At 70.4% G+C, this 14,282-nt stretch carries 11 protein-coding genes; 7 read left to right on the top strand and 4 right to left on the bottom strand.

Translation table 11 applies throughout. From position 1 onward, the window contains the following. Complete coding sequence (hemE, locus tag ACZ66S_RS15075; RefSeq protein ID WP_469901952.1) at window positions 1-1,056, bottom strand: uroporphyrinogen decarboxylase; 1,056 nt, start codon at window positions 1,054-1,056, stop codon at window positions 1-3. 116 nt (window positions 1,057-1,172) lie between these two features. Here hemE and ACZ66S_RS15070 point away from each other — a divergent pair, with 116 nt between their 5' ends. The 3 genes from ACZ66S_RS15070 (at window position 1,173) to ACZ66S_RS15060 (ending at window position 4,150) form a co-directional block, all read left to right on the top strand. Beyond that, window positions 1,173-1,841: a DUF3000 domain-containing protein gene (locus ACZ66S_RS15070; RefSeq protein WP_469901951.1), complete on the top strand. Its 669-nt coding sequence runs from the start codon at window positions 1,173-1,175 to the stop codon at window positions 1,839-1,841. A gap of 233 nt (window positions 1,842-2,074) precedes the next feature. Beyond that, a complete protein-coding gene (locus tag ACZ66S_RS15065; protein WP_007385400.1) occupies window positions 2,075-2,737 on the top strand; it encodes a response regulator transcription factor in 663 nt (220 codons plus the stop codon). Window positions 2,738-2,869: 132 nt separating this feature from the next. Further along, window positions 2,870-4,150 (top strand): ribonuclease D, encoded by a 1,281-nt coding sequence (locus ACZ66S_RS15060; RefSeq protein WP_469901950.1) that lies wholly within the window; start codon window positions 2,870-2,872, stop codon window positions 4,148-4,150. 45 nt (window positions 4,151-4,195) lie between these two features. Here ACZ66S_RS15060 and ACZ66S_RS15055 read toward each other — a convergent pair whose 3' ends face one another. From ACZ66S_RS15055 to ACZ66S_RS15045, 3 genes are read right to left on the bottom strand one after another with little or no spacing between them, the layout of a single operon-like run. Beyond that, the gene (locus ACZ66S_RS15055; protein WP_469901949.1) at window positions 4,196-5,026 is read right to left on the bottom strand and encodes a carbohydrate ABC transporter permease; all 831 of its coding nucleotides are present in this window, start codon (window positions 5,024-5,026) and stop codon (window positions 4,196-4,198) included. Next, window positions 5,023-5,964, bottom strand: coding sequence for a carbohydrate ABC transporter permease (locus tag ACZ66S_RS15050; protein ID WP_469901948.1), 942 nt, complete (start codon window positions 5,962-5,964; stop codon window positions 5,023-5,025). The genes ACZ66S_RS15055 and ACZ66S_RS15050 overlap by 4 nt, the downstream gene beginning before the upstream one ends. Then, window positions 5,964-7,277 (bottom strand): ABC transporter substrate-binding protein, encoded by a 1,314-nt coding sequence (locus ACZ66S_RS15045; protein ID WP_469901947.1) that lies wholly within the window; start codon window positions 7,275-7,277, stop codon window positions 5,964-5,966. The genes ACZ66S_RS15050 and ACZ66S_RS15045 overlap by 1 nt, the downstream gene beginning before the upstream one ends. Window positions 7,278-7,431: 154 nt before the next feature. Here ACZ66S_RS15045 and ACZ66S_RS15040 point away from each other — a divergent pair, with 154 nt between their 5' ends. The 4 genes from ACZ66S_RS15040 to ACZ66S_RS15025 all read left to right on the top strand — a co-directional run bounded on the left by ACZ66S_RS15040 (window position 7,432) and on the right by ACZ66S_RS15025 (window position 14,282). Continuing rightward, the gene (locus tag ACZ66S_RS15040) at window positions 7,432-9,789 is read left to right on the top strand and encodes a glycoside hydrolase family 2 protein (RefSeq protein ID WP_469901946.1); all 2,358 of its coding nucleotides are present in this window, start codon (window positions 7,432-7,434) and stop codon (window positions 9,787-9,789) included. Beyond that, a complete protein-coding gene (locus ACZ66S_RS15035; RefSeq protein WP_469901945.1) occupies window positions 9,786-10,814 on the top strand; it encodes a LacI family DNA-binding transcriptional regulator in 1,029 nt (342 codons plus the stop codon). The genes ACZ66S_RS15040 and ACZ66S_RS15035 overlap by 4 nt, the downstream gene beginning before the upstream one ends. 118 nt (window positions 10,815-10,932) lie before the next feature. After that, a complete protein-coding gene (locus ACZ66S_RS15030) occupies window positions 10,933-12,159 on the top strand; it encodes a thiolase family protein (RefSeq protein ID WP_469901944.1) in 1,227 nt (408 codons plus the stop codon). Continuing rightward, window positions 12,156-14,282, top strand: coding sequence for a 3-hydroxyacyl-CoA dehydrogenase NAD-binding domain-containing protein (locus tag ACZ66S_RS15025; protein ID WP_469901943.1), 2,127 nt, complete (start codon window positions 12,156-12,158; stop codon window positions 14,280-14,282). The genes ACZ66S_RS15030 and ACZ66S_RS15025 overlap by 4 nt, the downstream gene beginning before the upstream one ends.

The following is a 14,282-nucleotide window of genomic DNA, read 5'->3' as shown; positions in this document are numbered from 1 at the left end:
TCAGCGGGCGGTGTGCGTGTGGACGTAGTCCACGAGGCGGGTCAGCGCGTCCGGGTCGGTGGTCGGCATGACGCCGTGACCGAGGTTGAAGACATGGCCCTCCAGGTTCGCCGCGGAGTCCAGGACCTCGCGGGTCTTGGCCTCGACCGCCGCCGTGGAGGAGAACAGGACGGTCGGGTCGAGGTTGCCCTGGAGCGCCTTGCCGGGGCCGACCCGGCGGGCGGCCTCGTCGAGCGGGACCCGCCAGTCGACGCCGACGACGTCCGCGCCGGCCTCGCCCATGAGCTTCAGCAGCTCACCGGTGCCGACGCCGAAGTGGATGCGGGGGACGCCGTACCCGGCGACCGCCTCGAAGACCTTCGCGGAGGCCGGCAGGACCGAGCGGCGGTAGTCGGCGGGGGCCAGGGCGCCGGCCCACGAGTCGAAGAGCTGCACCGCGGAGGCGCCGGCCTCGATCTGGACCTTCAGGAAGGCGGCGGTGATCTCGGCGAGACGGTCGAGGAGGTCGGCCCACAGCTCGGGGTCGCCGTACATCATCGACTTGGCGTTCTCGTACGTGCGGGACGGGCCGCCCTCGACGAGGTAACTCGCGAGGGTGAAAGGCGCGCCCGCGAAACCGATGAGGGGGGTCGGGCCGAGCTCGCGGGTCAGCAGGCCGATGGCCTCGGTGACGTAGGAGACGTCCTCGGGGGTGAGGTCGCGGAGCTGGGCCAGGTCGGCGCGGCTGCGGATCGGGCGCTCGACGACCGGGCCGACGCCCGGCTTGATGTCGAGGTCGACGCCGATGGCCTTGAGCGGGACCACGATGTCGCTGTAGTAGATCGCCGCGTCCACGTTGTGGCGGCGCACCGGCTGGAGGGTGATCTCGGCGACCAGCTCGGGCCGGGTGCAGGACTCGAGCATCGGGATGCCCTCGCGGACCTTGCGGTACTCCGGCAGTGAGCGTCCCGCCTGTCGCATGAACCAGACCGGGGTGTGCGGCACGGGTTCGCGCCGGCATGCCTTGAGGAAGGCGGATTCGTACGTGGCTGACGGCGGCGTCTCGAGTGCACTCACGTCGGAAAGTCTCGCACGGTGCGACGAGTGCCGAGTGCGCGGTGTCTGTGTGGGCATGGGGCCGAGTCAGGGTGTCTAGGCCCGCAGCACGCCCTCCTTCCCCTTAACCTTCCCGCATGGCTGCGGCACAAGGACGACTGTCGGACGACACGGGCGGAATGGACGACGCGAAGGGGAGTGACCGGGATGGGAGCGGGGCGGCTCCGCCGGCCTTCCAGGCGGCGGTGCAGGCCCTGCGCGGCAGTCGGCTGCGGCCGCAGATCGAGATCGAGCCGACACGGGCGCCCCAGCGGCTCGCCCCGCACGCGTACGCGCTGGAGGCGACCGTCGTCGACGGCGACCAGGACCTCGCCGACGGGCGGCTCGTGCTGCTGCACGACCCCGACGGCCACGACGCCTGGCGGGGCACCTTCCGGCTGGTGACGCTGGTGCGCGCGGAGCTGGAGCCGGAGATGGCCGCCGACCCGCTGCTGCCCGAGGTGTGCTGGTCCTGGCTGACCGGCGCGCTCGCGGCGCGCGGACTGTCGTACGGCGAACCGAGCGGCACCGTCACGCGGGCGAGCTCGCACTACTTCGGCGGCCTGTCGGAGCGGCCCGCGGCCTCGCAGATCGAGATCCGGGCCTCCTGGACCCCCCGTGAGGGCCTGGGCGGGGTGCCGGACACGGCGGGGCACCTCGCCGCCTGGTGCGATCTGCTGGCCCAGGTCGCGGGCCTGCCGCCGGCCGGGCCGGGCGACGCCTCCGTGGTCACGCTCCCCCAGCGGCGGGACCCCCAGGCACGCTGACCGTCCGCATCCGGGGCGGCACCCACCCACATGGAGCATCAATTTGTCGATACGGCCACTTTCAGTCAGGAGTGGCCCCTCGAACGAACCGATCCGCTCACCGAACGATCGACCGTACGTCCGAATTGCACTAATTGTTACTCACTAGATCGTGATCATTCTCTAAAGGACGCCGGGTTCGGTGCCGAAGACGTCTGTGACCTTCCAAGCCGTCCCGCACCCCAGGAGGCCCGGTGTCCGTTCTCCTCGAGCAGCCCGCAAGCCTGGTCGCCTACCGCCCGAACAAGCCCACCGCCATGGTGGTCGTGGCCGACCCGCGTGTCCGCTCCACCGTCACCCGTCACCTCTGGGCGCTCGGTGTGCGCGATGTCATCGAGGCCTCGTCCGTGGCGGAGGCCCGTCCCCGTATCGGCAGTCCCAGAGACATCTGCGTCGCCGACGTCCATCTCCCCGACGGCTCCGGCCTGACGCTGCTGTCGGAAACCCGCGCCGCGGGCTGGCCCAACGGGCTCGCCCTCTCCGCGGCCGACGACATCGGCGCCGTGCGCAACGCCCTCGCGGGCGGCGTCAAGGGCTACGTCGTCACCGGCACCCGGACCAACCTCGGGCTCCCCACCCGACCGGGAGCCGCCCCCATCGGCGCCGCCGCCGCCCGTATGCACCGCCGCCCCCCGGGCGCCCCGAGCCACCCGGGCGGCTACCGCGAGCTCTCCGGCCGTGAGGTCGAGGTCCTGCGGCTGGTGGCCGAAGGGCAGTCGAACAAGGCGATCGGCGTCTCGATGGGCCTGTCCGCCCTGACCGTCAAGAGCCATCTCGCCCGCATCGCCCGCAAGCTCGGCACGGGAGACCGCGCCGGCATGGTGGCGGTGGCCCTCCGTACCGGCATCATCCACTGAGGCTCTGCACGCCTCACAGTTCACGGACGTGAACCAGGCCTTTCACCGGGCTGACTGGTTTACGACCCCCAGGCGCCTGCCGACGGAACGTTCCGTCGGCAGGCGCTGTCCATACACGGATACCCTTGACAGGTGACCGACGCCCAAGAGACCGCAGCAGACGTTTCACTGCGAACCACCGGAGGCGCCCCTCCGGACGACGGCGGATCTTCTGTCGCGGAGGCTCCGATCCCTCTGCTGGAGCCGCGTGAGGGCATTCCGCCCGTGATCGCCGACGAGGACGCGCTCGCCGAGGTGATCGCCGCGTTCGCCGCCGGCTCCGGCCCCGTCGCCGTCGACGCCGAGCGGGCGTCCGGCTACCGCTACGGCCAGCGCGCCTACCTCGTGCAGCTCCGCCGCGCGGGCGCCGGGACCGCGCTGATCGACCCCGTGGCCTGTCCGGATCTCTCGGGTCTCGGCGAGGCTCTGTCCGGCGTGGAGTGGGTGCTGCACGCCGCCACCCAGGATCTTCCGTGCCTGCGCGAGATAGGCATGATCCCCTCACGCCTCTTCGACACCGAGCTGGCCGGGCGGATCGCCGGGTTCCCCCGGGTCGGGCTCGGCGCCATGGTCGAGGGAGTGCTGGGCTTCACCCTGGAGAAGGGGCACTCGGCCGTCGACTGGTCGACCCGCCCGCTGCCCGAGCCCTGGCTGCGGTACGCCGCCCTCGACGTGGAGCTCCTCGTCGACCTGCGGGACGCGCTGGAGAAGGAGCTCGACCGGCAGGGGAAGCTGGAGTGGGCGCTGCAGGAGTTCGACGCGATCGCCTCGGCCCCGCCGGCCGAGCCGCGCAAGGACCCCTGGCGCCGGACCTCCGGGATGCACAAGGTACGGCGGCGCCGGCAGTTGGCCGTCGTGCGGGAGCTGTGGGAGGCGCGGGACCGGATCGCCCAGCGGCGGGACGTGTCGCCGGGCAAGGTGCTCTCCGACGCGGCGATCGTCGAGGCGGCGCTCGCCCTGCCCGCCAACGTGCACGCGCTGGCCGCGCTGAACGGCTTCGGGCACCGCACGGGCCGGCGGCAACTGGAGCAGTGGCAGGCCGCCGTCGACCGGGCCAGAGCCCTGCCCGAGGTGCGGTTGCCGCAGCCCGGACAGCCGGTGACGGGGCCCCCGCCGCCGCGCGCCTGGGCCGACAAGGACCCCGCCGCGGCGGCCCGGCTGACCAGGGCGCGGGCCGCGGTGTCCGCGCTGGCCGAGACGCTGAACATGCCGCAGGAGAACCTGATCACGCCCGACACCGTGCGGCGGGTCTGCTGGGAGCCGCCCACGCAGGTCGACGCCGAGTCCGTAGGGGCCGCGTTGGCGGGGTTCGGGGCTCGGGCCTGGCAGGTGGAGCAGGTCACGCCGGTGCTGGTCGCCGCACTGTCCGCCTAGGCGACGTGAAGCCTCCTGGCGTACGGCTGGGGGTCGTTCGGGGAGTCACCTGGTCGCGCCTCTCATGAAGCCGTTGTAGATGAAGCGCTGCAAGGACAGGAAGACGATCAGCGTGGGGAGGATGACCAGGACCGCTCCCGCCGAGATCACCTCCCAGTGGGCGGCGTACGGGCCCTTGAAGCGGAACAGCGACGTCGAGATCACGCCAAGATCCTCCGAGGGCATGTAGAGGAACGGGATGTAGAAGTCGTTGTAGACGGTGATCCCCTTCACGATCACCACGGTCGCCGTCGCCGGCTTCAGCAGCGGAAAGATGATCTTCCGGTAGATCGTGAAGGCGTTGGCGCCGTCCAGGCGGGCCGATTCGTCCAGGGAGATCGGGATCGAGCGGACGAACTGCAGGAAGATGTAGATCGAGACGATGTCCGTGCCCATGTAGAGGACGATCGGCGCCCACAGCGAGTCGAACATGCCGAAGCTGTTGACGATCTGGAAGGTCGCCACCTGGGTGGTGACCCCGGGGACCAGCGCGGCCGTCAGGAAGAGCGCCACCACCAGCTTCTTGAAGCGGAAGGTGAAGCGGTCGATGGCGTAGGCGGTCATCGAGCCGATGAGGACCGTGCCGCCGACCGAGACCAGCAGGATGATCGCCGTGTTGGTGAAGGCGGAGAGCATCCCGCCGTCCTGGAAGGCCGCCGCGTAGTTGTGGAGGTTCAGCGGGTCGTCCGGGAGTTCCAGGGCGCCGCCGGTGTCCGCCATCTCCTTCTCCGACTTGAGGGAGGTCAGCAGGACGACCACGAGCGGGAGCAGGACGATTACCGTCGCCGCGATCAGCGACAGGTGGACCAGGGCGCGGGTGAGCGTGCGGCGGGTCATACGAGGTCCACCTTGTCGTCGGGGACCAGGCGTCGCTGCACCCAGGTCACCAGCAGGATGATCAGCAGGAGGACGACGGCGGCCGCCGAGGCCAGGCCCGTCTTGTTGAAGCGGAAGGCCAGGTTGACCGTCTGGATCACGAAGGTCTCGGTGCCGGTCGCGCCGCCGGTCATGATGTACGGGATCTCGAAGACGGAGAGCGAGCCGGAGATCGACAGGATCACCGTCAGCGTCAGGACCGGTTTGATGCCCGGCGCGATGATGTACCGGAACTGGTGCCAGCGGCCCGCCCCGTCCAGTTCCGCTGCCTCGTACAGCTCCCCCGGGACGGACTGGATCGCGCCCAGGAACAGGACGAAATTCAGGCCCAGGTAGCGCCAGACCGAGACGCCGGCCAGCGAGGTGTTCGCGGAGGCCGGGCTGCCGAGCCAGGCATGGTCGGTGTGCACCCCGAACAGGCTCAGCACCGAGTCCAGGGTGCCGCCGTCCTGGAAGAAGTAGAGGAACACGAACCCGATCGCGACCCCGTTGATCAGGTACGGGAAGAAGAGCACGCCCTTGAAGAAGTTCCGGAAGCGGACGTCGAAGCTCAGGACCGTGGCGAAGTAGAGCGCGAGGACGATCTGGACCGCGGAGGCGGCGAGGTAGTAGCCGCTGACCCAGAAGACCTCGAAGAGGTCGGGGCGGGTGAAGACCTCCCGGTAGTTCTCCGCGCCCGTGTAGTGCAGGACGGGGCTGACGCCGTCCCAGTCGGTGAAGCTGTAGGCCAGCATGTTGACGATCGGCGCGTAGGTGAAGGTGATCAGCAGGGCGAGCGGGGCGATCAGGAACAGCCAGGGGGTGACGCCCCGCCGGACACGGGTCCGGCGGGTGACGGAGGCCGGGGCGGGGGCGGCCGGGATCACCTCCACGGCCGCCTTCTGCGTGGTGTCCGTCATCAGGACCCCAGGTTCTTCTGGGCGTCCGTCCAGCGCTTGCTGAGGTCGTCGAGGAAGCCGTCGAGGCTGCCCTTGCGGGCCCCGCGGGCGAGGTCGACGAGGTTCTGGCGGTACTCGGGGGCGTAGATGCCCACCTCCGAGTCGCTGTCGAGCTGCTTGACCCGGGCGCCCTCGGCGTCGTCGAGCTCGATGAGCTTCACGCCCCGCTCCTCGTACGGCTTGAGCACCTCGGGCAGGGCGGCGTTCTTCAGCGGGGAGACGGCCAGGTTGTCGCGCCCGTACGTGGACTTGTCGGTGAACCAGTCGATCCAGGCGCGGGCGGCCTCCTTGTACTGGGAGTGGACGTTGACGGCCTGGTTGTAGTCCGGGGCGACGGTCGCGCAGAACTTGCCGTCGGTCTGGGCTGGGAAGGGCATGAAGCCGATGTCGTCGGGGTTCGCCCCGGCTTTCCTCGCCGCGTCCTGGAACTGGACGATCGCCCACGTGCCGAGCCACTGGGTGGCGATCTCGCCCTTGGCGGTACGGGGCTTGGACTCCTCCCAGTTGCTGGTCGTGGGGTCCTTCTCGACCAGGCCGGCCTTCACGATGTCGTGCAGCAGGGTGTCGCCGACGCGCAGGTCGGCGCCCTTCGCCCACGGGTCGCCCTCGGCGAGCTCGGTGGTGGCCCGCGGGTCGCAGTGGACGGCCCCGTCGACGTACGTCCACGAGGTGAGCGTCCAGCCGGCCGCGAAGTTGGTGTAGTACGGGATCGCGTCGGTCTTCGCCTTGATCGCCTTGAGGTCGGCGACGAACTCGGCCGGGGTGGTGGGCCATTCGGTGACCCCGGCCTCCTTCCAGATCCGCTTGTTGTAGACGAACCCCGGGGCCACACCGGCCGGGCTCTGGCCGTAGACCTTGCCGTCGACCGTGGTGTAGTCGGTGAAGCGGTACTTCCTGGCGCGCTCGGCCCGGGTGCCCAGCGAGGCGAAGAACCTCGGGTAGTCGGCCTTCTTGATGACCGCGGGGATCAGCAGGACGTCACCGTAGTTCTCGGTGTTCATCCGGATCTTGACCTCGGCCTCGTAGTTGGTGAGGGCCTCGAACTCGACCTTGACCTTCGGGTACGTCTTGTTGAACTCGGCGGCGTACTTCTTCATCGTGCCGTCCTGCACGAGGTCGGTGCGGACGGTGAGGACCTTGATGGTGCCGGTGACCTTCGACGGATCGTCGGGCGCCTCGGCGTCGGCGCCCTTCGAGGATCCGCCGGTGCCGGTGCAGCCCGGGATCAGCAGGGCGGCTCCGACGGTGAGGGCCAGGACTGTACGGCGGTTCATGTGCATCAGCTCCGTTCACGGGACGGACGAGCACGAGCGGGTTGGCTGGTTCGGAACTCTGACAACGTTTTCTTAACCGGTAAAGTCCCTATCTCGCCAACGATGCCAAAAAGCTTTCGCAGCACTGGACTTGATCGGTTTAGGGAGTGCGTTCATGCTTCAGGCCACACCGCTCACCGAGGGCTGGATCCTGCGGCACGAGGGGGGCGCCTTGCCGGCCGTCGTGCCGGGTTGTGTGCACACCGACCTGCTGGCGGCCGGGGTGATCCCGGACCCCTTCCTCGGGCGCAACGAGAGCGAGGTCGCGTGGGTGGGGCGGCGGGAGTGGACCTACGAGAGGGACCTCGCGCCCACGAACGGGCACGAGCAGACCGACCTCGTCCTCGACGGCCTCGACACCGCGGCGGAGATCCTGCTCGACGGCCGACTCCTGGGCCGGACACGGAACATGCACCGCTCCCACCGCTTCGACGTGACGGGGATGTCCGGACGGCTCGCGGTGCGGTTCGGGTCCGCCTACGCCGAGGCCGAGGCGGTGCGCGGGAAGGTGGGCGAGCGGCCGGCCGCGTATGCCGAGCCCTATCAGTACATCCGCAAGATGGCCTGCTCGTTCGGCTGGGACTGGGGGCCCACGCTGGTGACGGCCGGGATCTGGCGGCCGGTACGTCTGGAGCGGTGGTCGACGGCCCGGATCGCGCGTGTGCGGCCTCTTGTGACGGTCGAACAGGGCGCGGGCGTCGTCGAGTTGGCGGTGGACGTGGAGCGGGCGAGGGTCGAGGCGCCGCTGACGGTGGAGGCCTCCGTGGGCGGGGTGCGGGTGCGCGCCGCGATCGATGGGACCTCGGGGAGGGTACGGCTGGAGGTGCCGGACGTGCGGCTTTGGTGGCCGCGGGGATACGGTGAACAGCCGCTGTACGACGTCGAGTTGCTGCTTCTGCACGAGGGCGCGGTGCTGGACGTGTGGCGGCGCCGGGTGGGCTTTCGGACCGTCGGGCTGGACCGGTCGGCCGACGAGCACGGCACGGGGTTCACGCTCGTGCTGAACGGCGAGCGGCTCTTCGCGCGCGGCGTGAACTGGATCCCGGACGACGTGTTCCCGTCCCGGATCACGCGCGAGCGGTACCGGGAGCGGCTCGAGCAGGCGGCCGACGCGGGCGTCGATCTCGTCCGGGTCTGGGGCGGGGGGATCTACGAGAGCGAGGACTTCTACGACGCCTGCGACGAACTGGGGCTGCTGGTGTGGCAGGACTTCCCGTTCGCGTGCGCGGCCTATCCGGAGGAGCAGCCGCTCAGGGGCGAGGTGGAGGCGGAGGCCCGGGAGAACGTCGTACGGCTGATGCCGCACCCCTCGCTGGTGCTGTGGAACGGCAACAACGAGAACCTGTGGGGCTTCCGGGACTGGGGCTGGGAGGCGCGGCTCGCCGGGGACTCCTGGGGCGAGGGGTACTACCTGGGCCTACTGCCGCGGGTGGTGGCCGAGTTGGACCCCACGCGGCCGTACACCGCGGGCAGTCCCTGGTCGGGTTCGTGGGACCACCACCCCAACGACCCCGCGCACGGGACGCACCACTCCTGGGAGGTGTGGAACCGTCTCGACTACGCCCGGTACCGCGACGACGTCCCGCGTTTCGTGGCCGAGTTCGGCTGGCAGGCGCCGCCCGCGTACGCAACCCTCGCGCGGGCGCTGCCCGGGGAGGAGCTCGCGGCGGACTCCCCCGGGATGCTGCACCACCAGAAGGCGGACGACGGCAACGGTAAGCTCCGGCGGGGCCTGGAACGCCATGTCGCCTTCCCCGAGGGGGACTTCGACCGCTGGCACTACCTCACGCAGGTCAACCAGGCGCGGGCCGTGGCCGCCGGGATCGAGCACTGGCGCTCGCACTGGCCGGTGTGCGCGGGGACGGTGGTGTGGCAGCTCAACGACTGCTGGCCGGTGACGAGTTGGGCGGCGATCGACGGGGACGGACGGGAGAAGCCGCTGTACCACGAGCTGCGACGGGTCTACGCGGACCGGCTGTTGACGCTCAGGGAGGGTGTGCTGGCCGTCGTCAACCAGGCCGCCGAGGAGTGGACGGGGGCGGTGCGGCTGCGGCGGATGTCGGTCGAGGGGGCGGTGATCGGGGAAGCCCACGTGGAGTTCCGGGCGGGGCGGCGGGCCGTCGCCGAGGTGGCGGTACCGGGCGAGCTGGAGGCGGCGGGTCCGAAGGAGTTCCTGGTGGCCGACGCGGACGGGCTGCGGGCCCTGCGCTTCTCCTCCCCCGACCGTGACATCCCCTACCCCAGACCCGAGTTCAGCGTGACGGTGGCGCCGGGCGCGGTGACGGTGACGGCCCGCACCCTGGTACGGGACCTGCTGTTGCAGGCCGACCGGCTGGATCCGGCGGCCCGGGCCGATCGGGGGCTGGTGACGTTGCTGCCCGGCGAGCGGGTGACCATCGGGGTCAGCGGCTGGCAGACTCCCGACCCGGACGCCGCCCGGTCCGCCCTGTACTGCATGGAGCCCACTTCATGACGACCTCCCGCGTCACCATCAAGGACGTCGCCGCGCGCGCGGGGGTGTCCAAGGGGGCCGTGTCGCTCGCCTTCAACCACAAGCCGGGGCTGTCGGAGGCGACCCGGGACCGGATCTTCCGGGCCGCGCGGGAGCTGGGCTGGGCGCCGAACCTCACGGCACGCACGCTGGCCGGGTCGCGGGTGGACGTGGTGGGCCTGGCGATCTGCCGGCCGGCGCGGCTGCTGGGGCTGGAACCCTTCTACATGGAGTTCGTGTCGGGCGTGGAGAGCGTGCTGATCGAGCGGAACTGCTCGCTGCTGCTGCGCCTGGTGCGCACCGTGGAGGAGGAGGTCGGCCTCCAGGAGTCCTGGTGGCGGGGACGGCAGGTCGGCGGGTCGATCCTGGTCGACTTCCGGGCCGACGACCCGCGGGTGGCGGCGATCCGGACGCTGGGGATGCCGGTGGTGGCCGTGGGGCATCCGTCGTTCACCGGGGACCTCACCTCCGTGTGGACCGACGACGCCACCGCCGTGACGGAGGCCGTGCGGTACCTCGCGGCGCTGGGGCACCGGCGGATCGCCCGGGTGGGGGGCGCGGCGGCGCTCGGGCACACGGCGACCCGGACGGCCGCGTTCGACGACACGGCACGCGGGCTCGGCCTCGCGGGGGCCTGGCAGGTGACCACCGACTACTCGGGGGAGGCCGGCGGGCGGGCCACCCGGTCCCTGCTGACCGCGCCCGCGGAGGACCGGCCGACGGCGATCGTCTACGACAACGACATCATGGCGGTGGCCGGGCTGTCGGTCGCCGCGGAGATGGGGCTGCACGTCCCGCGTGACGTCTCCCTGCTCGCCTGGGACGACTCCCAGCTCTGCCGGCTCACCCATCCGACGCTCTCCGCGATGAGCCACGACGTGCACGGATTCGGCGCGGACGCGGCCCGGACACTCTTCGGGGTGATCACCGGCGAGGGGCCGGGGTCGCACCCGGTGCCCACTCCGGTCCTGACCCCACGGGGTTCCACGGCGCCTCCCGCGATGTGACCTTCGCCGCTCCCGCCTCCAGGGGTGGGCAGTCACGTTACTCATAAGTAGCATGGGTCCTGAGCGCGCGCTCAGCGCATCGCAGCAGTGCAGATCCCGCATCTGGAGGAGAGCCATCGTGCCTCGTACCGTCAGGGACGTCGTCTTCGTCGACGGCGTCCGCACCCCGTTCGGCAAGGCGGGCCCGAAGGGCATCTACCACGAGACCCGCGCCGACGACCTCGTCGTGAAGGCGATCCGGGAGCTGCTGCGCCGCAACCCCGGTCTCGACCCCAAGAAGATCGACGAGGTTGCCATCGCCGCGACCACGCAGATCGGTGACCAGGGCCTCACCATCGGCCGCACCGCGGGCATCCTGGCCGGTCTGCCGCAGTCGGTGCCCGGTTACTCCATCGACCGCATGTGCGCCGGCGCGCTGACCGCCGTCACCACGGTGGCCGGTTCGGTGGCGTTCGGGGCGTACGACATCGCCGTCGCCGGCGGTGTCGAGCACATGGGCCGTCACCCGATGGGCGAGGGCGTGGACCCGAACCCGCGGTTCGTGAGCGAGAAGCTGGTCGACGAGTCGGCCCTGTTCATGGGCATGACCGCCGAGAACCTGCACGACCGGTACCCGACGATCACCAAGCAGCGCGCCGACGAGTACGCCGTGCGCTCCCAGGAGAAGGCCGCCAAGGCGTACGCCAATGGCAAGATCCAGGCCGACCTGGTGCCGATCTCGGTGCGCCGCACCAACCCGGAGGCCGGTGAGACGGGCTGGGGCCTGGTCACCGCCGACGAGCCGATGCGTCCGGGCACGACCCTGGAGAACCTCTCCGGTCTCAAGACGCCGTTCCGCGTCCACGGCCGGGTCACCGCCGGCAACGCGGCCGGTCTGAACGACGGCGCCACCGCCTCGCTGATCGCCTCCGAGGACTTCGCGCGGGAGAACGACCTCCCGGTCAAGATGCGTCTGGTCGCGTACTCCTTCGCGGGTGTCGAGCCGGAGGTCATGGGCTACGGCCCGATCCCGGCCACGGAGAAGGCGCTCGCGCAGGCGGGTCTGTCGATCTCCGACATCGGTCTCTTCGAGATCAACGAGGCCTTCGCGGTCCAGGTCCTGGCCTTCCTGGAGCACTACGGCATCGCGGACGACGACGAGCGCGTCAACCAGTACGGCGGCGCGATCGCCTTCGGTCACCCGCTGGCCTCCTCCGGTGTGCGTCTGATGACCCAGCTCGCCCGCCAGTTCGAGGAGCAGCCCGAGGTCCGCTACGGCCTGACCACCATGTGCGTCGGCTTCGGCATGGGCGCGACGGTCATCTGGGAGAACCCGAACCACAAGGACGCCGGAGGCAGCAAGTGAGCACCACTGAGCTCTTGAAGGGTGCGGCCGAGCTGTTCCCGGACGAGGTCGTCACCCAGGCGCACGTACGCCACCTGGACCTGCCGTTCAACGCGGGGCGCTTCGCGCTCATCACGCTGGACAACGGCTTCGACCACACCAAGCCGACCACCTTCGGCCCGGCGTCGCTGGCGAACCTGAACACCGCCGTCGACCAGGTCGAGAAGGAGGCCTCGGCCGGCGAGATCGTCGGTGTCGGCATCACCGGCAAGCCGTTCATCTTCGCCGTCGGCGCCGACCTCAAGGGCGTCGAGCTGCTCAAGGAGCACAAGGACGCGCTGGCCATCGGCAAGGGCGGCCACGAGGTCTTCAAGCGCCTCGCGGGCATCGCGGTGCCGACGTTCGCGTACTACAACGGCGCGGCCATGGGCGGTGGCGTCGAGGTCGGTCTGCACTGCACCTACCGCACGGTGTCCGCGGCCCTGCCCGCCTTCTCGCTCCCCGAGGTCTTCCTCGGTCTGGTCCCCGGCTGGGGCGGCTGCACCCTGCTGCCGAACCTGATCGGCGCCGAGAAGGCCGTCTCGGTCATCATCGAGAACAGCCTCAACCAGAACAAGCAGCTCAAGGGCGCCCAGGTCTACGAACTGGGCATCGCCGACGCACTGTTCGAGGGCGCGGACTTCCTGGAGCAGTCCCTGCTGTGGACGGCGTCCGTCCTCAAGGGCGAGATCGTCATCGAGCGCCCGGCGATCGACCGCGGTGAGGCCTGGGACCAGGCCGTCGCCAAGGGCCGTTTCATCGCGGACTCCAAGGTGCACGGCGCCGCTCCGGCCGCCTACCGCGCCCTGGACATCATCGAGGCCGCGAAGAACGGTGACCTCCAGCAGGGCTTCGACGCCGAGGACCAGGCCCTCGCCGACCTGATCATGGGTGGCGAACTGCGCTCCGGCATCTACGCGTTCAACCTGGTGCAGAAGCGCGGCAAGCGTCCGGCCGGTGCGCCGGACAAGTCGCTCGCGCGTCCCGTCACCAAGGTGGGCGTCGTGGGCGCGGGCCTCATGGCCTCCCAGCTCGCGCTGCTCTTCCTGCGCCGCCTGGAGGTGCCGGTCGTGCTGACCGACATCGACCAGGAGCGCGTCGACAAGGGTGTGGGCTACGTCCACGCCGAGATCGAGAAGCTGCTCGGCAAGGGCCGGATCAACCAGGACAAGGCCAACCGCCTCAAGGCCCTGGTCACCGGTGTGCTGGACAAGGCGGAGGGCTTCTCCGACGCGGACTTCATCATCGAGGCCGTGTTCGAGGAGATCGGCGTCAAGCAGCAGGTGTTCGCGGAGGTCGAGGCGGTCGCCCCGGCGCACGCGATCCTGGCCACCAACACCTCCTCGCTCTCCGTCTCGGAGATGGCGTCGAAGCTGAAGAACCCCGAGCGGGTCGTGGGCTTCCACTTCTTCAACCCGGTCGCGATCCTCCCGCTCCTGGAGATCGTCCGCGGCGAGCAGACCGACGACGCCTCGCTGGCCACGGCCTTCGCCGTCGCCAAGAAGCTGAAGAAGACCGCGGTGCTGGTCAAGGACGCCCCGGCGTTCGTCGTGAACCGCATCCTCACCCGCTTCATGGGCGAGATCCAGAACGTCATCGACGAGGGCACCCCGGTCGCCGTGGCGGAGAAGGCAGTGGAGCCGCTCGGCCTGCCGATGTCCCCGCTGGTCCTCCTGGAGCTGGTCGGTCCCGCGATCGGTCTGCACGTCTCGGAGACCCTCAACCGGGCCTTCCCGGACCGCTTCACGGTCTCCCCGAACCTCGCGGCGGTCGTCAAGGCGGGCAAGCGCGGCTTCTACGTCTACGACTCCGGCAAGCCGGAGCTGGACCCCGAGGTCGCCGCGCTCCTCAAGCAGGGCGATGTCGTCCTGTCCGAGGAGCAGGTCCGCGAGCGCGTCCTCGACGCCGTCGCCCAGGAGATCGGGCTCATGCTCGACGAGGGTGTCGTCGCCGAGGCCCAGGACATCGACCTGTGCCTGATCACGGGCGCCGGCTGGCCCTTCCACCTGGGCGGCATCACGCCGTACCTGGACCGCGAGGGCGTCTCGGAGCGCGTGAACGGCAAGAAGTTCCTGGCACCGGGCGTGGCGTCGGTCCCGGCGTAA

It is taken from the genome of Streptomyces sp. NPDC107471, assembly GCF_055582845.1.
Note: the sequence above shows the minus strand (reverse complement) of the source record. Positions and strands in the feature narration are given on the sequence as shown.